Origin of the sequence: Azospirillum ramasamyi, assembly GCF_003233655.1 — a bacterium.
Lineage (GTDB): Bacteria > Pseudomonadota > Alphaproteobacteria > Azospirillales > Azospirillaceae > Azospirillum > Azospirillum ramasamyi.
In genome coordinates this window covers 561,614-581,858 of the sequence record NZ_CP029831.1, presented here as the reverse complement: position 1 = coordinate 581,858, position 20,245 = coordinate 561,614, and the positions used below count along the sequence as shown (strand labels likewise).

The window sequence follows — 20,245 nt, the reverse complement described above, 5'->3', positions numbered from 1 at the left end:
AAGAGAAGGACGGTTGCACCATGCAGATCGACACCGCCTGGCGGCTGCTGTTCGGCGGGATGGAGCGTGACCCGCAGGGGTTGAGCGCGCGTGTCGGCGCCATCATCGCGGAGGCCATCAGGACCGGCCTGCTGGCGCCCGACATGCGGGTTCCCTCAAGCCGCAGCCTCGCCGAGGCGCTGGGCATCTCGCGCAACACCGTCAATGCCGCCTACCAGCTTCTGATCGACGACGGCCTGCTGGTCTCGCGGGAGCGCAGCGGCTGCTTCGTCGCAACGGCGGACGACAAGCGCGGATCGGGACAGGCCGACGCCGCAACCACGGCGGACAGGGCCGGCGGCTGGGCGGCGCGCTTCGCGATCCGTCCGTCGCGGATGCCGCAGATCAGCAAGCCGCGCAACTGGATGGACTATCCCTATCCCTTCCTGTTCGGGCAGTTCGATCCCAGCCTGTTCCCGACCAACCCCTGGCGCGAGAGCGTCAAGGCGGCGTCCAGCGTGCAGGAGATCACCCGCTGGGCCCGCGACATGATCGACGACGACGATCCCGACCTGATCGACCAGCTGCGCCACAAGGTGCTGCCGCGGCGCGGCATCTTCGCCGCTCCGGGGGAGATCATCATCACCATCGGCTCGCAGCATGCGCTGTCGATGCTGGTCCAGTTGCTGGTCGGGCGCGAAACGCCGGTCGGCATCGAGAATCCGGGCTATCCCGACGTCCGCCACATGGTCGGCATGGTGACGGCGGACATGCTGCCGCTGACCGCCGACGGCTTCGGCGTCGTGCCCGACGCGGTGTTCGCCAGCCGGCGGGTCGCCTTCGTGACGGTGGGCCACCAATGCCCGACCACGGCGGTCATGCCGATCGCGCGGCGGCGCGCCCTGCTGGACGCCGCCGCCCGCCACGACGTCGTCCTGATCGAGGACGATTACGAATCCGACCTGTCGGTGGAGGGGGATGCCGACCTGCCCTGCCTGAAGAGCCTCGACCGGGCGGACCGGGTGATCTACACCGGCAGCTTCTCCAAGATTCTGGCGCCGGGCCTGCGCATCGGCTACGTCGTGGCGCCGAAGCCGGTGATCGACGAGTTGCGCGTCCTGCGCCGGCTGATGCTGCGCCACCCGCCGACCAACAACCAGCGCAGCCTCGCCACCTTCATCCAGCTCGGCCACTACCGCCACCACCTGCGCCGGACCGCCGCCGTGCTGGAGGAGCGGGCGGCGCGGATCGCCGACCTGCTGCCCGACCTGCTGCCCGGCTGCCGCTTCCGCCGCGATTTCGGCGCAAAGAGCTTCTGGATCGAGGGGCCGCCCGGCCTGAACAGCCGCGATCTCGTCCGCAGCGCGCGTGACCAGGGCGTGCTGATCGAGGCCGGCGACATCTTCTTCCTCGACCCCGCCGAGGGACGCCGCTTTTTCCGCCTCGGCTTCACCTCCATCGCCACCCACCGGATCGAACCGGGACTGCGCCGCCTGGGGGCCCTGCTGCAGGACGCCTCCTGACGCCGTCGGCGGTACGGGTTCCCCTAAAAACATCACACGATACGAAGCTGGCGCTTGACCTCGTCCCATTTTCCTATTTTCCTATAGGTAATTCAGAAATTAAACGCTATGGCTTTGTGTTATTCCCGCGGCCGATCGGAAGCGCCACGGCTCCCACCACCTGACAACCCACCACCTGACAAGGGGATCTGCCATGCAGGGTTTGGATGATTTCGACCGGATGGTGATGGCGTCGCTCTGCCCCTCCGGCGCGCTCGTGCTGCCGCCTTTGCCGCCGAACGGGCCGGCCGCAGCCCCGGCTGCGGGGGTGGCCGACGATGGCGTCACGGACACCGGCGATCAGGACGGTGGCCTGCTGCCCCTGGGGCTTGGCATCGTCTCGGCCATACTTCTGGCGGCGCTGGCGGCGCTGGCCTGATCGGGCTGGCGGCCGCCTCCACACTCACCAAGAAGAAGTGGCGGTTCAGGACCGTGACGCCTACCGGCACCCTGCCCCGCGCCGTCCCCAAGGCCAAACCTATCGACGACCGCCGCCAGCCTGCGTGGTCGTGACCCAATTCCCCGACGGAGACCGCTCCCATGCCGGACATCCATCTTCCCGTCACCGAACCATTGCCGGACGACATCGCCCTGGCCGCCGACCGCCTGTTTCTCGGTGCCCGCACGCCGCAATCCTGGTCCGACAGGCCGGTCCCGGAGGACGCGCTCCTCCGCCTCTACGATCTGGTCCGGCTGGCGCCGACCGCCTTCAACGGCAGCCCGGCGCGCTTCGTCTTCCTGACGACGCCGAAGGCGAAGGAGCGGTTGCGCCCGGCGCTGAGCCGCGGCAACCAGTCCAAGCTGACGGCCGGCGCCATTGCCATCATTGCCTATGACCGCCGCTTCTTCGAACATCTGCCGCTGTTGAGCCCGCATTACGACCCATCGGCGATGTTCAGCGACGAGCCGTCGCTGGCCGAGACCACGGCGTTCCGCAACGGATCGCTCCAGGCCGGTTATCTGATCCTGGCGGCCCGCCTGCTGGGGCTGGATGCCGGGCCGATGTCCGGCTTCGACGCCGAAGCGGTCGATAGGGAGTTCTTCGCCGACGGCCGGCTGCGCACCAATCTGCTGGTGGCGCTGGGCCATGCCGACGGACCGCCGTCGCGCCCGCGGGCGCCGCGGCTGGATGCGTCGAAGGCCGTGGTGATCCTGTGATTCAGGGGACTGTGATCCAAACGCCGTAACGGCCGGCCCATCCAACGACCGAACCGGCCGCACCGGAGACCAATCATGAGCGTTAACGACACGGCCGCCGCCCTGCCGGCGGCCAACGGCGGAGCCTTGCCGAGTGGCGCCTCCCCGTCATTCACCCTACTGCCATCCGACCTCCCGCTGCGCTTTTCCGCCGCCGCCCTGCTGTGGTTCGCCGCATCCGGTGTCACCGCCCTGTGGCCCGATGCCGCCGATTCCGTCGATGCCGTGGCATGGGAACGGACCGGAGAGTTCGCCAGCCTGCTGGTGGTCGCCGCCGGGCTGCTGGCGCTGGTCGCCCCGCTGACCGCGGTCATCCGCCCGGCGCCGCGCAGCCGGCTGGGATCCTTCATTGCGGGACTTTCGGCATCGGTGCCCTGGCTGATCGCCCTGGCGCTGGGCGTCATCGCTTGGGAGATCCTGACCGCCAAGCTCGGCCTGCTGCCGCGCCCCTTCTTCGTGCCGCCGCAGGCGCTGCTGGAGGTCTATCTCGACGACTGGCCGCGGCTGCTCGACTGCTTCGCCGCCTCGCTGACTCTGCTGGTCACCGGCTATGCCGTCGGCTCGGTGCTGGGGGTGGTGACGGGTGTCGCCATCGGCTGGTCGCGGGCGGTCGGCTACTGGGTCCACCCGGTGCTGCGGCTGATCGGCCCGCTGCCGGCCACCGCCTGGCTCCCCATCGCCTTCTTCGCCTTCCCCACCAGCTGGAGCGCCAGCGTCTTCCTGATCGCGCTCGCCAGCGGCGTGCCGGTGACCGTGCTGACCTGGTCCGGCGTGGCCGGGGTCAACAGCGCCTATTACGACATCGCCCGCACGCTGGGCGCGTCCCAGCGCTTCCTGGTGCTGAAGGTCGCCGTGCCGGCGGCGATGCCGCATGTCTTCGTCGGGCTCTTCATGGGACTCGGCGCCTCCTTCGCCGTGCTGGTGGTGGCGGAGATGCTGGGCGTGAAGTCGGGGGTCGGCTGGTACCTGCAATGGGCCCAGGGCTGGGCCGCCTACGGCAACATGTATGCCGCGCTGCTGATGATGGCGCTGCTCTGCTCCGGTCTGGTGGCGCTGCTGTTCCGCGTCCGCGACCGCCTGCTCGCCTGGCAGAAGGGAATGCTCAAATGGTAGCGCTCGAACACACCGGAACCGCGGGCATGACCATCGACGTGCAGGCGGTCAGCCACAGCTTCGAACTGCACGGCGCGCCGCTGCCGGTGCTGGACGGGGTGGAGCTGCGGGTGGAACCGGGCGAGCTGGTCGCCCTGCTGGGACCGTCGGGCTGCGGCAAATCCACCCTGCTGCGCCTCGTCGCCGGGCTGGAGCCGCCCAGCCATGGCCGCATCCTGGCCGACGGCCGCCCGATCGACGGCCCCGACCCGTCGCGCGTCGTCGTGTTCCAGGATCCGACTCTCTATCCCTGGCGCACCGTGCGCGACAACGTCGCCCTGGGGCTGGAGGCGCGTGGCCTGCTGCGCGCCCAGGGCCATCGGGTGGACAAGGCGCTGGCCCTGGTCGGCCTCACCGGCTTCGAGAAGGCCTATCCGCACCAGCTTTCGGGCGGCATGGCGCAGCGTGCGGCGCTGGCCCGCGCCCTGGTCAACGATCCGCGCCTGCTGATCCTCGACGAACCGCTGGGCAAGCTCGACAGCCTGACGCGGCTGGCCATGCAGAGCGAGCTGGTCGATCTGTGGCGCAGCAATCGCTTCACCGGGCTTCTGGTCACCCACGACGTCGAGGAGGCGCTGTTCATGGCGACCCGCGTCATCGTGTTCAGCGGCCGTCCCGCCCGCATCAAGGCCGATTTGGCCGTGGACCGCCCCTATCCCCGCCACCGCGGTGATCCCGTTCTGACCGACCTGCGCCACCGCATTCTCGAACTGCTCGGCCTTGCCGAGACCTGGTGAGGATTCCCGATCATGCCCGACAGCCTCTCAACCGAAACAGCCGCCCCCAACCTGCCCCGCCTGCGCGGATTCATCGCCGATCTCACCCGGCTGGTGGAACGGCACGGCGACGACGAGGCGGCGGTGCTCGATGCCGGCCGCGGCCTGCTGGCCGGCCTGATCGCCGTCGACGACTGGCTGCCCGATGCCTATGCCCGGCCCGATCCGGTGCATTACCGCCAGTATCTGCTGCATTGCGACCCGTATGAGCGCTTCTCCGTCGTCAGCTTCGTCTGGGGGCCGGGGCAGCGGACGCCGATCCACGACCACACCGTCTGGGGCCTCGTCGGCGTTCTGCGCGGGGCGGAGCGCTCGCAACGATACGACCTCCAGCCGCAGGAGGGCCCGCTCCTGGCCCATCCGCCCGAAATCCTGAACACGGGTTCGGTCGAGGCCGTGTCGCCCCGCATCGGCGATGTCCACGCCATCGCCAATGCGCTGGCCGACCGGCCATCCATCAGCATCCACGTCTATGGCGGCAACATCGGCGCCATCCGGCGCTCGATGTTCGACCCGCTGACCGGCCGGCGCAAGCCCTTCATCTCCGGCTATGCCAACGCTGCCCTGCCCAACCTGTGGGACCGTTCGCAGCCCGTCCACCACGCCGCCTGAGGATCACCAGACACCATGACCGCAGCCGCCCCCTTCGCCATCCGCAAACCCGCCGACATCCGCCGCGCCTGGATCGGGCGCGACGAGGTCGCCCTGCTCGACGTGCGGGAGGAAGGCCCCTACTCGCTGGCCCATCCGCTGTTCGCCGTCTCCGTCCCGTTCAGCCGGATGGAACTGCTGGCCTACGACCTGCTGCCGCGGCACGGCGTGCCGATCACCGTCTACGACGATGGCGAGGGCTATGCCGAACCCGCCGCCCGCCGGCTCCGGGCGCTGGGATACGGCGACGTGACGCTGCTGGAAGGCGGGCTGGCCGGCTGGATCGCCGCCGGGTTCGAGGTTTACCGGGACGTGAACGTGCCGAGCAAAGCCTTCGGCGAATGGGTCGAACACCATCGCCGCACCCCCTCGCTGCCGGCGGCGGGGGTCAAGGCGCTGATCGACGCCAAGGCCGATCTGGTCATCCTCGACGCCCGCCGTTTCGAGGAATACCGCACCATGTCGATCCCCGGCGGCATCAGCGTGCCGGGGGCGGAGCTGGTAAAGCGGGTCCACGACATCGCCCCCGACCCGAGCACGCTGGTGGTGGTCAACTGCGCCGGCCGCACGCGGTCGATCATCGGAACCCAATCCCTGGTGAATGCCGGGATCCCCAACCGGGTCGCCGCCCTGCGCAACGGCACCATCGGCTGGACCCTGGCCGGGCTGACGCTGGACAGCGGACGGGAGGACCGTTTCCCTGAGGTGTCGGCCGAGGGTGACTCCGCCGGCCGCCGGGCGGCCCGCGCGGTGGCCGACCGGGCCGGTGTCGGCCGGATCGATGCGAAGACGCTCGACCGCTTCCGCGGCGACGAGCGCCGCACGCTCCACCTCTTCGACGTGCGCACGCCGGAGGAATATGAGGCGGGACATTTGCCGGGCTTCCGCCATGCCGCCGGCGGCCAGCTGGTCCAGGCGACCGACGAGCATGTGGCGGTGCGCGGCGCCCGCATCGTCCTGACCGACGATCCGGCCGGGGGCGGCGGTCCGCGCGCCGACATGACCGCCTCCTGGCTCGCCCAGCTCGGCTGGGAGGTGCATGTGCTGGAGGGTGACGTCTCCGCGCTCGGCAGCGAGGCGGGCGCGGACCGCCGCCGCCTGCCGCCGGAGCCGGATGTGGGGGCGGAGACGATCGCGCCGCGCGCCCTGCTGGCCCTGCTGGAGAATGGCGAGGCGGCGGTGATCGACATCACCCGCAGCCCGCGCTACCGCGCCGGCCACATTCCCGGCGCCTATTTCTCCACCCGCGCCCGGCTGGCCGAGACCATCGCCCGCCTGCCTTCCGGCGTCCGGCCGGTGCTGACCTGCGGCGACGGCACGCTGACCCGATACGCCGTCGCGGACTTCCCCGCTGGCCAGCGCCCGCCGCTGCTGGAGGGCGGCACCAGGGGCTGGGTCGCCGCCGGGCTGCCGCTCAGCACCGACCCCGGCCGGCTGGGGGGTGAGCCCGACGACGTCTACAAGCGCCCCTACGAGGGCACCGACAACAGCGCCGCCGCCATGCAGGCCTACATCGACTGGGAGCTTGAACTGGTCGATCAGCTGAAGCGCGACGGCGCCCACAACTTCCACGTCATCTGATGCACCCGGTGAGACCCATCATGACCAAGCCCGTATCCATCCTGCGCCGGAGCCTGCTGGGCACCGCGCTGCTCCTCGCCACCGGAATCGCCGGCCTGACGCCGGCACCGGCGCAAGCGGAGGCGACGGAGGTGCGCTTCGCCCGCAACCTCGGCCTCGGCTATCTGCCGCTCTATGTCATGCAGGACAAGGGGCTGGTGGAAAAGCAGGCGCGCGCCGCCGGTCTTGGCGAGGTGAAGGCCAGCTACACCCCGCTCGGCAATCCGACGACGATCACCGAGGCCACCCTGTCCGGCAACGCCGATTTCGGCGCGGCGGGGGTTCCGGCCTTCATCATCGCCTGGGACAAGACGAAGGGGAACGCCAACCTGCGCGGCCTGGCGGCGCTGAACGCCCAGCCGGCCTACCTCAACACGAACCGCGCCGACGTGAAGAGCCTGAAGGACTTCACCGCGAAGGACCGCATCGTCGTCCCGTCGGTCCGCGCCTCCTATCAGGCGATCGTGCTGCAGATCGCGGCGGAGCAGGCCTTCGGCCCCGGCCAGCATGCGAAGCTCGACCCCCAGACCGTTTCGCTGGCCCATCCCGACGGCACCGCCGCCCTGCTGTCCGGCAGGACGGAAATCACGGCGCACTTCACCAGCCCGCCCTTCCAGGACCAGCAGCTGCGCGATCCGAGGATCCACAAGGTGCTGAGCAGCTACGACGTGCTGGGCGGCCCGGCCTCCTTCAGCGCGCTGTGGACCTCCACCGCCTTCCACGATGCCAACCCGAAACTGACCAAGGCGGTGCTGGCGGCGTTGGAGGAGGCGGTGGCGCAGATCAAGGCCGACCCGCAGGAAGCGGCCCGCGCCTACATCCGCATCGAGAACTCCAAGCTGGGCGTGGAGGAGGTGGCGGCGATGATCGCGCATCCCGAAATCTCCTACGATCTCGCCCCGCGCGGCATCGGCACCTTCACCGACTTCATGGCGCGCATCGGCTCCCTCCGCAACCGGCCGGCGGACTGGCGCGACCTGTTCTTCGCCGGCATCCACGACCGCGCCGGCAGCTGAGGCCCCATCATGTCCAAGACAATTACTTCTCAGACCGACTTCACCGCCCACCCGGTCTCGCCCACGCTCGGCGCCGAGATCCACGGCCTCGACCTGTCGCAGCCGCTCGGCCCCGACACCGCATCGGCGCTGGCCGACGCACTGGACCGCCATCTGGTGCTGGTGTTCCGCGACCAGACCCTGTCGGACGCCGACCTCGTCCGCGTCTCCGCTCATTTCGGCCCGCTCGACAAGGCGCCGATCACCGAGAACGGACGGCTGCACGCGCCGGGTTACGAGGAGGTCTACGTCATCTCCAACATCACGGAGAACGGCCGGCCCATCGGCGCGTTGGGGGCGGGAGAGTCGGTGTGGCACGCCGACATGACCTATCTGGAGACGCCGCCCTACGCCAGCAGCCTCTATGCGCTGGAGGTGCCGGCCGAGGGTGGCGACACCGGCTTCCTCAGCATGTTCGCCGCCTATGACGCCCTGCCCGACGCGCTGAAACGGCGGGTGGAGGGGCTGTCGATCAAGCATGACAGCACGACCAACAGCGGCGGCTATCTGCGCCAGGGCTTCGCCGCGCCGGCCGATGTCGCCACCTCGCCCGGCACGGTGCATCCGCTGGTCATCACCCACCCCGTGACCGGGGCCAAGGCGCTGCTGCTGGGTCGCCGTCCCCATGCCCATATCCCCGGCCTGTCCGTCGCGGAAAGCGAGGCCCTGCTCGACGAGATCTGGGCCGCGGCGGTGCGGACGGAGCTTGCCTGGCACCACCGTTGGCGGATGGGCGATCTGGTGATGTGGGACAACCGCTGGACCATGCACCGCCGCGATCCCTTCCCCGACGACCAGCGCCGCCGCATGCACCGTACCCAGATCGCGGTGCCGGCGGACCGGCGACGGACAAAGACCGATATTCGGCGGGAGTTCGGCAATATCCCCAAACGGCCGGACACGGGGGAAAACTTCGCTCCCGGCTTCAACAGCGCGCTTCCGGCCTGACGGCAGGGAGGCGGCGAGGCGGCGATGCTCCCCATCAACCTCGACATGGACGTGCTGCGGGCGCTGGTGATCGCCATGGAGCATGGCAGCTTCGCCCGCGCCGCCGAACGGCTGGGACGGACCCAGTCGGCCATCAGCCTGCGAATGAAGAAACTGGAGGAGCAGGTCGGACAGCCGCTGTTCCGCAAGGCCGGGCGGACGGTGGCGCCGACCGAAGCCGGCCACCTGCTGCTCGGCTATGCCCGCCGCATCGTCGCCCTGAACGACGAGGCGCTGTCGGCCGCCCGGGGCCGGGCGTCGGACGCCCAGGGCGCATCACCTTCACCAGCCACAGCCTGTCCGCCCTGTGGGCGGCGGTCGACCGGCTGCATGGACCCCTGACGGAATCAATGGGCGAAGCCCTGCGTGAGCTGGGCGCACAAATTTAACTAAAAATTACTGTTACTTAAGTTTTTCTCAACAGTTTTCTCGGTGTTTTTATTTTTCCTATTCACGCAATAGGGATAAGATTTCTCCCGTATCCACTGCAAACAATCGACCGGCCTCGGAAGCTCCAAGACAGCCATCGGCGTGTCGGCCGGCACCGCCCTGCACCTTCGCCAGCCGTGAAAAGGGGACCATCGTCATGACCGCTGCCCATACCCCGCCATCCCACCCGATCCGCTTCGTCGGCTTCGTCGGCAACCACAATTCGTCGGAGATCATCCCGCGCCAGGGTCCGGTGGTGGACCGCGACTATATCGAGACGGTCGCCAAGGCGCATGAGCTGGGCGGCTTCGATTCGGTGCTCCAGGCCTTCCACGCCGACGCACCCGACAGCCTGCAGGTCAGCCAGCACATCACCGGCGTCACCGACCGGCTGGGCGTGCTGATCGCCCACCGGCCCGGATTCCAGGCGCCGACGATCCTGGCCCGCCAACTGGCGACCCTCGACCAGCTCAGCCGCGGCCGCGTCGCCATCAACGTCATCACCGGCGCCGAGCGCGGCGAGCTTGCCCGCGACGGCAACACGGTGGACGACAAGGACGAGCGCTATGCCCGCACGTCGGAATTCCTCGACATCGTCCGCGCCGAATGGACCAGCGACAAGCCCTTCGACTACCGGGGCCGCTTCTATCAGGTCGAAAACGCCTTCTCGCAAGTGAAGCCCTACAACCCGTCCGGCATCCCGGTGTGGATCGCCGGCGCCTCCTCGGCGGCCGTCGAGGTCGCCGGGCGCCATGCCGACACCTATGCGGTGTGGGGCGAAACCCAGGATCAGGTGCGGGAGCTGCTGGCCCGCGTGCGTGCCGCCGTCGCCAAGGCCGGCCGTCCGCAGCCGGCCTTCAGCCTGTCGCTGCGCCCGATCCTGGCCGACACCGAGGACGCCGCCTGGGCCAAGGCCGAGGCCATCTACGAGAAGGCCAAGGCGCTGCTGGAGAAGACCGGATTCAGCCGTGGCGGGTTGCCGAACAACGAGGGCGCCCGCCGCCTGCTGGCCATCGCCGACAAGGGGCACCGCCACGACAAGCGCCTGTGGACCGCCATCGCCGCCCTGACCGGGGCCAAGGGCAACTCCACCTCTCTGGTCGGCACGCCCGATCAGGTCGCCGACGCGCTGCTGGATTATTACGACCTCGGCGTCACCACCTTCCTGATCCGCGGCTTCGATCCGCTGCCCGATGCCATCGCCTATGGCCGGGATCTTCTGCCGCGCGTCCATCAGCTGCTGGCCGAGCGCCGGCGCGCCCGGGCCGTCGCGGCGGAGTGACGGCGCGCCGTTCCAAAAACCGCCCCTCCCCGCCTCCCCACCCTTCGCGAAAGCCCACAAACAATGACCGCGAATTCGGCTATTCCTCTTTCCCGCCCGCTTTCCCGCCGCGACCTGATCGCCGCTGGCGCCGTCACCCTCGCCGCTCCCTTCGTCCTGCGCCGGCGGGCGGTGGCGGCCGAGCCGTTGCGCCTGTCCTGGAACGCCGGAGCCGTCTGCTTCTCCGCCGTGCCGCTGGCCTTCCAGCTCGACCTGTTCAAGAAGCACGGGCTGGAGGTGGAGCTGATCAACTTCACCGGTTCCACCGACCAGCTTCTGGAAGCCATCGCCACCGGCAAGGCCGATGCCGGCGTCGGCATGGCCCTGCGCTGGCTGAAGCCGCTGGAGCAGGGCTTCGACGTGAAGATCTCCGCCGGCTTGCATGGCGGCTGCATGCGGCTGTTCGGGGCGAAGGAAGCCGGGGTGAAGACCGTGCTGGACCTGCCCGGCAAGACCATCGGCGTCAGCGACATGGCCAGCCCGTCGAAGAACTTCTTCTCCGTCGTGCTGACGAAATTCGGCATCGACCCGAACAAGGACGTCGAATGGCGCCAGTTCCCCGCCGACCTGCTGGGGCTGGCAGTGGAGAAGGGCGAGATCCACGCCATCGCCGACGGCGATCCGCTGGTCTGGCGCCACACCAAGGATCCGCGGATGGCGGAGATCACCAACAACGTCTGCGGCGAGTTCGCCACCCGCACCTGCTGCCTCGTCGGCGTGCGCGGCAGCCTGCTGCGCGAGAACCGCCCGGCGGCAAAGGCGCTGACCACGGCGCTGATCGAGGCGCAGCACGCCGCCTATGCCGACCTGCGCGCCGCCGCTGCGGCCTACGCCCCCTACGCCCCGAAATTCCCGGTGGAGGAGTTGGAGGCGATGCTGCGCAGCCACGCCCACAACGTCACCCCCATCGGCGACGAGCTGCGCCAGCAGCTGGCGCTCTACACCGACGAACTGAAGAGCGTGTCGGTCATAAAGCGCTCCACCGACAGCCAGCGCTTCGCCGGGCGCATCACGGTCGACCTCGCCTGATCCCACACCTGTAGCGGAACCGCCTGCCATGCCCTTCGACGACCTGCCCTTTCCGGCCGCCAGTTTTGGCGAGTCCCGCACTGCTCCGGCAGTCGACCCGTTGCTGATCGCGGCCCTGTCGGCGGAGTTCGCGCAGCGCGCCGACGAGCATGACGCCGCCGCCAGCTTCCCGTTCGAGAATTTCGAGCGGCTGGCGGAGGTGGGAATTCCGGCGCTGGTCACGCCGGAATCCGCAGGCGGCAGGGGCGGCGGGCTGGGCGATGCCCTGGCCGTGGTGAACGGCATCGCCCGCGGCGAGCCATCCACCGCGCTGGTTCTGGTGCTGCAGTATGTCATCCACAGCCAGCTCTGGCGCGGGTCCGCCTGGCCGGAGGCTCTGCGTGAGCGTATCGCCCGCTCCGCCGCGACGGACGGTGCCCTGATCAACATCCTGCGGGTGGAGCCGGAGCTGGGCACGCCCCACCGCGGCGGCCTGCCGGCGACGACGGCGCGCAAGGTACCGGGCGGCTGGCGCATCTCGGGCACCAAGATCTACTCCACCGGCAGTCCCGCCCTGTCCTGGCTCGGCGTCTGGGCGCGCACCGACGACCCGGAACCGCTGGTCGGCACCTGGGTGGTTCCGCGCGGCGGTGGCCTGGCCGAACAGGGGATCGAGTTGCGGGAAAGCTGGAACCACATCGGCATGCGGGCCAGCGGCAGCCACGAGGTGGTGTTCCACGACGTCTTCGTTCCCGACGACCATGCCGGCGAACTGCGCCCGCCCGCCGGCTGGACCGCCCCCGATGCGATCGCCACCGCCTGGATGTCCACACTGTTCAGTGGCGTCTATGACGGTATCGCCCGTGCCGCACGCGACTGGCTGATCGGCTTCCTGCACGCCCGCAAGCCGACCGGGCTCGGCGGGGCTTCGCTGGCGACCGTTCCCCGCCTGCAGGAGGCGCTGGGCGGGATCGAGGCGCTGCTGCTGACCAACCGCATCCTTCTGCGTTCGCTGTCGGCGGCGCTCGACGGCGGCACTCCGCCCTCGCAAAGCGACGCCCTGCTGGTGAAATACACGGTGACCAACAACGCCATCGACGCGGTGGCACGGGCTATCGAGGTCACCGGCAATCCCGGCCTTTCGCGCGACAATCCGCTGGAGCGCCACTATCGCGACGTGCTTTGCGCCCGCGTCCATGCTCCGCAGAACGACATGATCCTGACCGGTGCCGGACGAGCCGCCCTTTCACCGCAAAGCCCGCGATGAACCAATTCATGTCTGGTCATGAAGGATACAGTCGATATCCGTCGATATTCGGCGCGATTGCTGCAGGTTTGAGGGAGCCAAGCCACGCCGGATTTCACAGGCCGCCACGTTGATGGCCGGATCTTGCCCTGAGCGGCAAGCGGACCTGCCTGTACCGGGCCGTTTAGAAGCATGGGATCACCGCGGTTCCGTCCGGTCTACGGCTTATCCCGGTGGTGATGATGGTGATGCCCATGTTCATGCCCGGCGCCTGAATCGTCGTCGCCCACCGGGATGATCACGGCCCGCCCGTGGCGGACGCCGCGTTCGGCGATCACCCGCTCGGCCATCTTCCTCACCGCATCGCCGTCCCCCTTCAGAACCGAAACCTCCATGCAGCTGCCGTGGTCGAGGTGGACATGCAGCGTGGTCAGGGACAATTCGTGATGGTCGTGGAAGGCGTTGGTCAGCCGCTTCGACAGTTCCCGCGCCGCATGGTCGTAGACATAGACCAGTGCCGCCACGCAATTCCCCGCCTCGCCTTCCTCCAGGGCGGTTTCGGCCAGTCCCGCACGGGCCAGATCGCGGATCGCCTCCGACCGGCCCTGATAGCCGCGGGTTTCCACCAGACGGTCGATGTCGGCGAGCAGATCGTCGTCCAGCGTGATGGTCACCCGTTGCATGGCATCCTCATTGCTTCGATCTCGGATCGAATCACCCTACCCTGTCGAGCAGGGTATGACGATTCTCGATAGACATCACATTCGGCTGGGATTACCGTTCCCCTCATCAACCATAAGCCCGGTCGCTTCACCCGTCCATTCATGCAGGACGGGCGGGCCGGAACCATGCCCAACCGGCCGGCCGACCGATCAAGGAGAGGCCAAGCCAAGGGCCGCGTGCATCGACTGTCGCCGTGAAAATTCCCAGTCGTGCCTCCCCGTACCGGAACTGCGTCAAATCCCCCATTTCCGGTATGACGTTTTTTGAAATATATCATACAGGTGAATTGAAGCTGCCCGAAGGGAGCAGGGGGCACGTTGGCGACGCCTTTCCGGGCCGCCGCGCCCCCTGGCCATGACCACCGAGAGGACACGCAATGCGATCCCTGCTGTATCCGGTTCTCGCCGCCGCATTGCTGGCCGTCTCCTCCGCCACCTTTCCCGCCGCCGCCGCGCCCAAGACCGAGCTGATGCTGGCGGTGCATGGCGAGCCGGACAGCGGCTTCGACCCGACGCTCGGCTGGGGTGAATACGGCTATCCCCTGTTCCAGTCGACGCTGCTGAAGCGCGACGCCAAGCTGGACTTCGTTCCCGACCTCGCGACCGCCTGGACCCTGTCCGACGACCGCAAATCCTGGACCGTGACCATCCGCGGCGACGTGAAATTCTCCGACGGACGGCCGCTGACCGCCAGGGACGTCGCCTTCACCTATGAGACGGCGAAGAAGACCGGGTCGGTGCTCGACCTCACCGAACTCGTCTCCGTCCGGGCCGTCGACCAGCAGACCGTGGTCTTCGAACTGAAGGCGCCCCGCATCACCTTCCTCAATACGCTCTCCATCCTCGGGATCGTTCCCGAGCACGCGTACGACGCCAGGACCTACGGCCGCGCGCCGATCGGCTCCGGCCCGTTCCGGCTGGTGTCCTGGACCGGGGGCGAGCAGGCGATCGTCGAACCGAACCCCCTCTACTACGGCACCAAGCCGGCCTTCTCGAAGGTGACCTTCCTCTTCACCAAGGACGACGCCACCTATGCCGCCGCCAGGACCGGCAAGATCGACGTGGCGGCGATCTCCAATGCGCTCGCCGGCACCGTCCCGGCCGGCATGGTCCAGGTCGTTGCCAAGACGGTCGACAACCGCGGCCTCGCCTTCCCGATCCAGCCCGACACCGGCCGGAAGACCGGCAAGGGCTATCCCATCGGCAACAACGTGACCGCCGATCCCGCCATCCGCAAGGCGGTGAACGTGGCGCTGGACCGCAACGCCCTGGCGGCGGCCGTGCTGAACGGTTTCGGCCGGCCGGCCTACGGTCCCGCCGACGACCTGCCCTGGGACAACCCCGCGCATCGCCTCGCCGACGCCGATCCGGCGGCTGCCCGCAAGATCCTGGCCGACGCCGGCTGGAAGCCGGGTGCCGACGGAATCCTGGAAAAGAACGGCGTCCGGGCGAAGTTCAGCATATATTATTCCGCCGCCGATTCCACCCGGCAGTCCCTGGCCCTGGCGAGCGCCGACATGATCCGTCCACTCGGTATCGAGGTGGAGGTGCTGGGCCGGAGCTGGGACGAGATCCGGCCGAGGATGCATTCCAACGTCGTGGTTTTCGGCGCCGGCAGCCACGATCCGTTCGAGGCCTACAACCTCTATGTCGGAACCGGCGCGGAGGGCGGCTGGTGGTTCAACACCGGGCTCTACGACAATCCGGCGGTGAAGGCCCATTTCGACAAGGCGCTGTCGGCGGCGTCGATGGCCGATCTGGTTCCCGGATGGCAGGCCGCCGCCTGGGACGGCAAAACCGGCTACGGCATGAAGGGCGATGCCGCCTGGGCCTGGATGGTCAACATCGATCACGTCTATTTCGTCTCCGAATGCCTCGACATCGGGCCCCGCCAGATCGAGCCGCACGGCCACGGCTTCCCCATCACCTACAATCTGGAAGACTGGCGCTGGACCTGCCCGTGATCCACGATCCGGCCCCGAACCCGGGAGGATGGCGGTGACACGAACCAGCCGCTTCTGGATGCGCTTTCTCGCCGGCCGGCTGATCCGCCTGGCGATTCTCCTGCCGCTGGTCGCAGGCAGCGCCTTCACGCTGCTGTCCGTCTCGCCGGTCGATCCGGTGCGCGCCTATGTCGGCGACCGCATGAACCGGGTCGGACCGGAGCAGCAGGCCCTGATCGCCGCCAAATGGGGCCTGGACCAGCCGCCCCTGGTCCAGTTCGGACGATGGGCCGGCAACCTGCTGCAGGGCGATTTCGGCACCTCGATGATCTTCTCCCAGCCGGTGGCCGAGGTGCTGATCGACCGGGCGGGCACGTCGCTCGCCCTGATGACGCTGTCCTGGCTGCTGGCCGGCGCCATCGGCTTCGCGCTCGGCATCGTCGCCGGGGCGCTTGAGGGCTCCTGGATCGACCGGGCCATCCGGACCTATTGCTTCGCCCTCGCCTCGGCGCCGACCTTCTGGATGGGGATCCTCTTCCTCATGCTGTTCTCGGTCGCCCTGGGCTGGGCGCCCTTCTGCTGCGCCGGCCCGCCGGGGGTGGTCGCCGCGGACGTCACCTTGGCCGACCGGCTTGCCCATCTCGCCCTGCCGGCGCTGACCCTGTCGCTGCTCGGCATCGCGCAGGTGACGCTGCACACGCGGGACAAGGTGCGGGAGGTGATGGCCAGCGACTACGCGACCCTGGCCTTCGCACAGGGATTGCGGCGCCTGCCGGTGGCGATGCGCCACGGGCTGCGCAACGCGGCGCTGCCGGCGCTGACGCTGCAATTCGCCCATCTCGGCGAACTGTTCGGCGGCTCGATCCTGGCTGAGACGGTGTTCGCCTATCCCGGCCTGGGACAGGCCACCGTACTGGCCGGCACGCGCAGCGACGCGCCGCTCCTGCTCGGCATCGCGCTCTTCGCCTCCGTCTTCGTGTTCACCGGCAACCTGATCGCCGACATTCTCCACCACGCGCTGGACCCGCGTCAGCGCCGCCTTGCGGATGCCGTCCGATGAGCCTCGCCGTGGACAGCGCCCCGGCGGCCTCCGTGCCGCTGGCCTCGACCGGCCGCGGCCGCACGCTGATCGGCGCCGGGGCGGCACTGGCGACCCTGGCGGCGATTGCCGTCGCCGCGGCCCTGCTGCCGGACGACGGGCTGCGCAGCAACCTGTCGCAACGGTCGCTGGCGCCCAGCCTCGACCACCCTTTCGGCACCGATCCGCTCGGCCGGGAGATGCTGGTGCGCACGGTCAAGGGTCTGGCCGTCAGCCTGCGCATCGGGCTGATGTCGGCCGGCTTCGCGGCCCTGCTGGCGGTGATCCTGGGGGTGGTCGCCGCCGTCGACCGGCGTCTCGATTTCCTGGTGGGCGGGCTGATCGACCTGACCATGGCGCTGCCGCATCTGGTGCTGCTGATCCTGATTTCCTTCGCCTTCGGCGGTGGGACGCGGGGCGTGATCATTGCCGTGGTGCTGTCCCATTGGCCGAGTCTCGCCCGCGTGGTGCGCGCCGAGGTGAAATCGGTGCTGATCTCCGACTATGTTGCGATCTCCGGCAAGCTCGGGCGCTCGCGCCTCTCCATCGCCGTCGGCCATATCGCGCCGCATGTGCTGCCGCAGGCCCTGGTCGGTGCCATCCTGCTGTTTCCCCACGCCATCCTGCACGAGGCCGCGATGACCTTCCTCGGCTTCGGACTGGAGCCCCACCTGCCGGCCATCGGCGTGCTGCTGTCCGAATCCATGCGCTATCTGACCGCCGGGCTGTGGTGGCTCGGCCTGCTCCCCGGCCTGTCGCTGCTCGTCATGGTGCTCACCTTCGAGCGCGTCGCGGCCGGCGTGCGCCTGATCCTCGATCCCCGCCGTTCGCAGGAGTAGCCGATGCTGGCCGTCAAAGACCTCCGGGTCCGCTTCACCCGCTACCGCGGTCTGCTGCGACGACAGGACATGACCGTGCTGGACGGGGTCGATGTCGATGCCCGGCCCGGCGAACTGGTGGCGATGATCGGGCAGAGCGGCGCCGGCAAGAGCCTGTTCGCCCATGCCGTCCTCGGCATCCTGCCGGCGAACGCCAGCGTCGAGGGGCGGATGAGTTTTGCCGGAGAGCCTCTCGACCTCGCCCGGCAACGGCGCCTGCGTGGGCGGCGCATCGCGTTGGTGCCGCAGGCGGTGACCTGGCTCGACCCGACCGCGACCGCCGGCCGGCAGGTCGGCTGGGGGGCCCGAGCCGCCGGCCGGCCGCACGGACCGGCCGCCATAGCCGGGGAACTCGCCCGTTTCGATCTCGCCGCCGCGACCGCCCGGCTCTTTCCCCATCAGTTGTCGGGCGGCATGGCGCGGCGGGTACTGACCGCCATCGCCACGGTATCCCAGGCCGAGCTGCTGATCGCCGACGAGCCGACCACCGGCCTCGATCCGGACGCCTGCCGGGTGGCGCTGACCCTGCTGCGCCGTCTGGCGGACGAGGGGTGCATGGTCGTCGTCATCACCCACGACCTGTCCGCCGTTCTGCCCTTCGCCGACCGTGTCGCCATCCTTCACGGCGGCCGCACGGTGGAGATCGCCGACGCCCGGACCTTCCGCGACGGCCAGCCCATTCATCCCTATTCCAGGGCCTTGCGCTCCGCCCTGCCGGAACACGGGTTCTCCGCCCCGGCGCAAACACAAGCCTCCGGCGTGGCCGGAGACGGCTGCCGGCATCGCGGGGAGTGCGACCGTGCCAGCGGAACCTGCGCCATCCCTCCGGAATGGACCGAGCGCGGTCGAGGGCAGGTGCGCTGCCATCATGCTTGAGGCGCGCAGCATCGATTTCGCCTGGTCCGCCTCCGGCCCAAAGGTTCTGGATGATGTTTCGCTGACCGCGGCGCCGGGGGAGGTGCTCGGCATCCGCGGACCATCGGGAACAGGCAAGACGACACTGGCCCGCATCCTCGGCGGCTTTCTCAGGCCGATCCGGGGCGAGGTCAGGCTCGACGGCGCGCCACTGCCCGCGACCGGGGTTTCACCCGTCCAGGTTCTTTTCCAACATGCGGAAACCGCCGTGAACCCCCGGTGGAAGGTCGGCCGCATCCTGGCCGAAGGGTGGCGGCCCGACGACGCTACCCTGCAACGCTTCGGCATCGAACCGGACTGGCACGGCCGCTACCCGCACGAACTGTCCGGCGGGGAACTCCAGCGCGTCGCCATCGTCCGGGCACTCGGCCCCGCCACCCGGGTGCTGATCGCCGACGAGATGACGGCGATGCACGACGCCATCTCCCAAGCCCGGCTCTGGCACGCAATGCTGGAGGTGATCCGGGCCCGCAAATTGGCAATCATCGCCATTTCTCACGATGCAGCCCTGCTTCACGCCATCGACGCGCGGATCATGACGTTGAACAAAGGGTGTTTGAAATAATCTACACCACGGCTCGGCATGAGATATTGCTCGTGAATTGAATCGGCGAAACATAACGCCAAACGCCGACAGGCCTCCTCATGTGAGGCGGGCTGTCGAGTGTCGTTGGTTGCGAGGGGGCGTACCCACCGAGAGTTGACTTTGCCGCCGATGGCAATCTGAACAGTTAACCCCTCTCCTTTTCCACAGGGCGATGTCGTCGGCTTTGCGCCAGAAGCTAGAGCGGTTTCCGATCAGGTTGGATCGTGCCCCGAGGCGTGGTGTCTGATATCATCGAGCGTAAATTCTGACACATCAGACTTTACGCTCGCCCTCAGACGGCGGGCGCGGCCGTCCGGCCGCTTGCCTTCGCAGGCATGGGCCTGCGGGGCCGCAGTCGCGGCCTTTACCTCCGAGCATAAGTCAGGACTTACGCTCGGCGGTATGAGGGGGCCTCAGTTCTCTTCGGCGGGTTGAGGCCGCCGGTCTACTCCGCGGCGGTGGGCAGCGAGTCAGCGCTGTGAGCGGTGGCACAGGTCAATCATGCCTTCCATGGTCATGTAGCGCCAGCACACCGCCCACTCGTCGTGCTGTTCCAGCAGCAAGGCGCCGTCGAGGCGCACAACCGCCCCTTCGCCAGGGAAAATGCCGACGACATTGGTGCGCCTCTTGATCTCGCCATTCGGACGTTCCAGCGGGTTCGTGCTGTGCAACTTGGTGCGCAGGTCCTTGGGGTACTTCGTAGGCCAGCACATCGAACTCCGCCTCGTCCATCAGGGCTGCCAGTTTGGAGAACCGCGGCCGCAGGCTGTCCGCCACCCGGCGCCACGGCTCATGCGCCGCCTCGGCGGTCTCCTGGGCGAAGGCGGTGCGGATGGTGGCGGCGACCATCGTCTGGTGCGCCTTGCCGACCCAGGCGAGGAGATTCCTCATGCAATGAACTCGATACCTCTGGAGTGTCGCCCCCAGCACTTTGGAGGCGGCGGCCTTCAGCCCGAGATGCGCCTTCTCCGCGGTGCGGCGCGGCTCCAGAAAGGCCGTGAAGTAGGAGCCGCGCCGCAGCTTGGGGATGCGCAGGTCGATGGCGCCGGCGCGCGTCTCCCAGGTCCGGTCCCGGTAGCCCATCAGTTCACTGGACGCAGAACTGAACATCAGAGCGCCGTATCAGCGCGCTGCCTCGTC

Annotated in this window: 18 protein-coding genes and 3 pseudogenes; 18 read left to right on the top strand and 3 right to left on the bottom strand. The window is 68.8% G+C overall.

Annotation, left to right across the window (positions count from 1 at the left end; genetic code table 11):
* Window positions 1-20: 20 nt before the first annotated feature.
* The 13 genes and pseudogenes from DM194_RS18980 to DM194_RS18920 all read left to right on the top strand — a co-directional run bounded on the left by DM194_RS18980 (window position 21) and on the right by DM194_RS18920 (window position 13,004).
* Entirely contained in the window at window positions 21-1,502 is a 1,482-nt protein-coding gene (locus tag DM194_RS18980) for an aminotransferase-like domain-containing protein (RefSeq protein ID WP_111069109.1), read from the top strand.
* 193 nt (window positions 1,503-1,695) lie between these two features.
* Complete coding sequence (locus DM194_RS18975) at window positions 1,696-1,920, top strand: hypothetical protein (protein WP_111069108.1); 225 nt, start codon at window positions 1,696-1,698, stop codon at window positions 1,918-1,920.
* A gap of 161 nt (window positions 1,921-2,081) precedes the next feature.
* The gene (locus DM194_RS18970) at window positions 2,082-2,699 is read left to right on the top strand and encodes a malonic semialdehyde reductase (RefSeq protein WP_111069107.1); all 618 of its coding nucleotides are present in this window, start codon (window positions 2,082-2,084) and stop codon (window positions 2,697-2,699) included.
* Window positions 2,700-2,774: 75 nt separating this feature from the next.
* Window positions 2,775-3,851 (top strand): ABC transporter permease, encoded by a 1,077-nt coding sequence (locus DM194_RS18965; protein WP_111069106.1) that lies wholly within the window; start codon window positions 2,775-2,777, stop codon window positions 3,849-3,851.
* Window positions 3,845-4,627: an ABC transporter ATP-binding protein gene (locus DM194_RS18960; protein ID WP_111069105.1), complete on the top strand. Its 783-nt coding sequence runs from the start codon at window positions 3,845-3,847 to the stop codon at window positions 4,625-4,627. Before DM194_RS18965 ends, DM194_RS18960 begins: the two co-directional genes overlap by 7 nt.
* A 12-nt stretch (window positions 4,628-4,639) precedes the next feature.
* A complete protein-coding gene (locus tag DM194_RS18955) occupies window positions 4,640-5,278 on the top strand; it encodes a cysteine dioxygenase family protein (RefSeq protein ID WP_111069104.1) in 639 nt (212 codons plus the stop codon).
* A 15-nt stretch (window positions 5,279-5,293) separates the two neighbouring features.
* Window positions 5,294-6,898: a rhodanese-like domain-containing protein gene (locus DM194_RS18950; RefSeq protein ID WP_111069103.1), complete on the top strand. Its 1,605-nt coding sequence runs from the start codon at window positions 5,294-5,296 to the stop codon at window positions 6,896-6,898.
* A 20-nt stretch (window positions 6,899-6,918) separates the two neighbouring features.
* Complete coding sequence (locus DM194_RS18945) at window positions 6,919-7,953, top strand: ABC transporter substrate-binding protein (protein WP_246024464.1); 1,035 nt, start codon at window positions 6,919-6,921, stop codon at window positions 7,951-7,953.
* Between the two features lie 9 nt (window positions 7,954-7,962).
* Window positions 7,963-8,940, top strand: coding sequence for a TauD/TfdA dioxygenase family protein (locus tag DM194_RS18940; protein ID WP_246024463.1), 978 nt, complete (start codon window positions 7,963-7,965; stop codon window positions 8,938-8,940).
* Window positions 8,941-8,964: 24 nt separating this feature from the next.
* Window positions 8,965-9,231, top strand: a pseudogene (locus DM194_RS18935) (LysR family transcriptional regulator); the annotation flags it as partial.
* Between the two features lie 334 nt (window positions 9,232-9,565).
* The gene (locus DM194_RS18930; protein WP_111069101.1) at window positions 9,566-10,690 is read left to right on the top strand and encodes an LLM class flavin-dependent oxidoreductase; all 1,125 of its coding nucleotides are present in this window, start codon (window positions 9,566-9,568) and stop codon (window positions 10,688-10,690) included.
* A gap of 63 nt (window positions 10,691-10,753) precedes the next feature.
* The gene (locus tag DM194_RS18925) at window positions 10,754-11,758 is read left to right on the top strand and encodes an ABC transporter substrate-binding protein (protein ID WP_111069100.1); all 1,005 of its coding nucleotides are present in this window, start codon (window positions 10,754-10,756) and stop codon (window positions 11,756-11,758) included.
* A gap of 28 nt (window positions 11,759-11,786) precedes the next feature.
* Window positions 11,787-13,004 carry an acyl-CoA dehydrogenase family protein gene (locus tag DM194_RS18920; RefSeq protein WP_111069099.1) on the top strand — a complete coding sequence of 406 codons (1,218 nt, stop codon included), beginning with the start codon at window positions 11,787-11,789 and terminating at the stop codon, window positions 13,002-13,004.
* A gap of 197 nt (window positions 13,005-13,201) precedes the next feature.
* Here DM194_RS18920 and nikR read toward each other — a convergent pair whose 3' ends face one another.
* Window positions 13,202-13,666 carry a nickel-responsive transcriptional regulator NikR gene (nikR, locus tag DM194_RS18915; protein ID WP_111069098.1) on the bottom strand — a complete coding sequence of 155 codons (465 nt, stop codon included), beginning with the start codon at window positions 13,664-13,666 and terminating at the stop codon, window positions 13,202-13,204.
* Window positions 13,667-14,082: 416 nt separating this feature from the next.
* Between nikR and DM194_RS18910 the strand changes: the two genes are divergently transcribed.
* Genes DM194_RS18910 through DM194_RS18890 form a run of 5 tightly spaced genes read left to right on the top strand, consistent with a single transcriptional unit; the run spans window position 14,083 to window position 19,084 of the window.
* A complete protein-coding gene (locus tag DM194_RS18910; RefSeq protein ID WP_111069097.1) occupies window positions 14,083-15,669 on the top strand; it encodes an ABC transporter substrate-binding protein in 1,587 nt (528 codons plus the stop codon).
* Window positions 15,670-15,697: 28 nt separating this feature from the next.
* A complete protein-coding gene (locus DM194_RS18905; RefSeq protein ID WP_425457307.1) occupies window positions 15,698-16,708 on the top strand; it encodes an ABC transporter permease in 1,011 nt (336 codons plus the stop codon).
* Entirely contained in the window at window positions 16,705-17,565 is an 861-nt protein-coding gene (locus DM194_RS18900) for an ABC transporter permease (RefSeq protein WP_111069095.1), read from the top strand. Before DM194_RS18905 ends, DM194_RS18900 begins: the two co-directional genes overlap by 4 nt.
* Window positions 17,566-17,568: 3 nt before the next feature.
* Entirely contained in the window at window positions 17,569-18,480 is a 912-nt protein-coding gene (locus tag DM194_RS18895; RefSeq protein WP_111069094.1) for an ATP-binding cassette domain-containing protein, read from the top strand.
* Window positions 18,473-19,084, top strand: a complete 612-nt coding sequence (locus DM194_RS18890) for an ABC transporter ATP-binding protein (protein WP_111069093.1) — start codon at window positions 18,473-18,475, stop codon at window positions 19,082-19,084. The genes DM194_RS18895 and DM194_RS18890 overlap by 8 nt, the downstream gene beginning before the upstream one ends.
* Window positions 19,085-19,575: 491 nt before the next feature.
* Here DM194_RS18890 and DM194_RS18885 read toward each other — a convergent pair.
* Both DM194_RS18885 and DM194_RS29170 read right to left on the bottom strand, forming a co-directional pair.
* Window positions 19,576-20,068 (bottom strand): annotated as a pseudogene (locus DM194_RS18885) (transposase); the annotation flags it as partial.
* A gap of 57 nt (window positions 20,069-20,125) precedes the next feature.
* A pseudogene (locus tag DM194_RS29170) lies at window positions 20,126-20,188 on the bottom strand (hypothetical protein); the annotation flags it as partial.
* Window positions 20,189-20,245 lie beyond the last annotated feature (57 nt).

Bases quoted from the DNA above. Each gene is read 5' to 3' on its own strand.
- DM194_RS18980 (WP_111069109.1), top strand. From the start codon at position 21: ATGCAGATCGACACCGCCTGGCGGCTGCTGTTCGGCGGGATGGAGCGT.
- DM194_RS18975 (WP_111069108.1), top strand. From the start codon at position 1,696: ATGCAGGGTTTGGATGATTTCGACCGGATGGTGATGGCGTCGCTCTGC.
- DM194_RS18970 (WP_111069107.1), top strand. From the start codon at position 2,082: ATGCCGGACATCCATCTTCCCGTCACCGAACCATTGCCGGACGACATC.
- DM194_RS18965 (WP_111069106.1), top strand. From the start codon at position 2,775: ATGAGCGTTAACGACACGGCCGCCGCCCTGCCGGCGGCCAACGGCGGA.
- DM194_RS18960 (WP_111069105.1), top strand. From the start codon at position 3,845: ATGGTAGCGCTCGAACACACCGGAACCGCGGGCATGACCATCGACGTG.
- DM194_RS18955 (WP_111069104.1), top strand. From the start codon at position 4,640: ATGCCCGACAGCCTCTCAACCGAAACAGCCGCCCCCAACCTGCCCCGC.
- DM194_RS18950 (WP_111069103.1), top strand. From the start codon at position 5,294: ATGACCGCAGCCGCCCCCTTCGCCATCCGCAAACCCGCCGACATCCGC.
- DM194_RS18945 (WP_246024464.1), top strand. From the start codon at position 6,919: ATGACCAAGCCCGTATCCATCCTGCGCCGGAGCCTGCTGGGCACCGCG.
- DM194_RS18940 (WP_246024463.1), top strand. From the start codon at position 7,963: ATGTCCAAGACAATTACTTCTCAGACCGACTTCACCGCCCACCCGGTC.
- DM194_RS18930 (WP_111069101.1), top strand. From the start codon at position 9,566: ATGACCGCTGCCCATACCCCGCCATCCCACCCGATCCGCTTCGTCGGC.
- DM194_RS18925 (WP_111069100.1), top strand. From the start codon at position 10,754: ATGACCGCGAATTCGGCTATTCCTCTTTCCCGCCCGCTTTCCCGCCGC.
- DM194_RS18920 (WP_111069099.1), top strand. From the start codon at position 11,787: ATGCCCTTCGACGACCTGCCCTTTCCGGCCGCCAGTTTTGGCGAGTCC.
- nikR (WP_111069098.1), bottom strand. From the start codon at position 13,666: ATGCAACGGGTGACCATCACGCTGGACGACGATCTGCTCGCCGACATC.
- DM194_RS18910 (WP_111069097.1), top strand. From the start codon at position 14,083: ATGCGATCCCTGCTGTATCCGGTTCTCGCCGCCGCATTGCTGGCCGTC.
- DM194_RS18905 (WP_425457307.1), top strand. From the start codon at position 15,698: ATGGCGGTGACACGAACCAGCCGCTTCTGGATGCGCTTTCTCGCCGGC.
- DM194_RS18900 (WP_111069095.1), top strand. From the start codon at position 16,705: ATGAGCCTCGCCGTGGACAGCGCCCCGGCGGCCTCCGTGCCGCTGGCC.
- DM194_RS18895 (WP_111069094.1), top strand. From the start codon at position 17,569: ATGCTGGCCGTCAAAGACCTCCGGGTCCGCTTCACCCGCTACCGCGGT.
- DM194_RS18890 (WP_111069093.1), top strand. From the start codon at position 18,473: ATGCTTGAGGCGCGCAGCATCGATTTCGCCTGGTCCGCCTCCGGCCCA.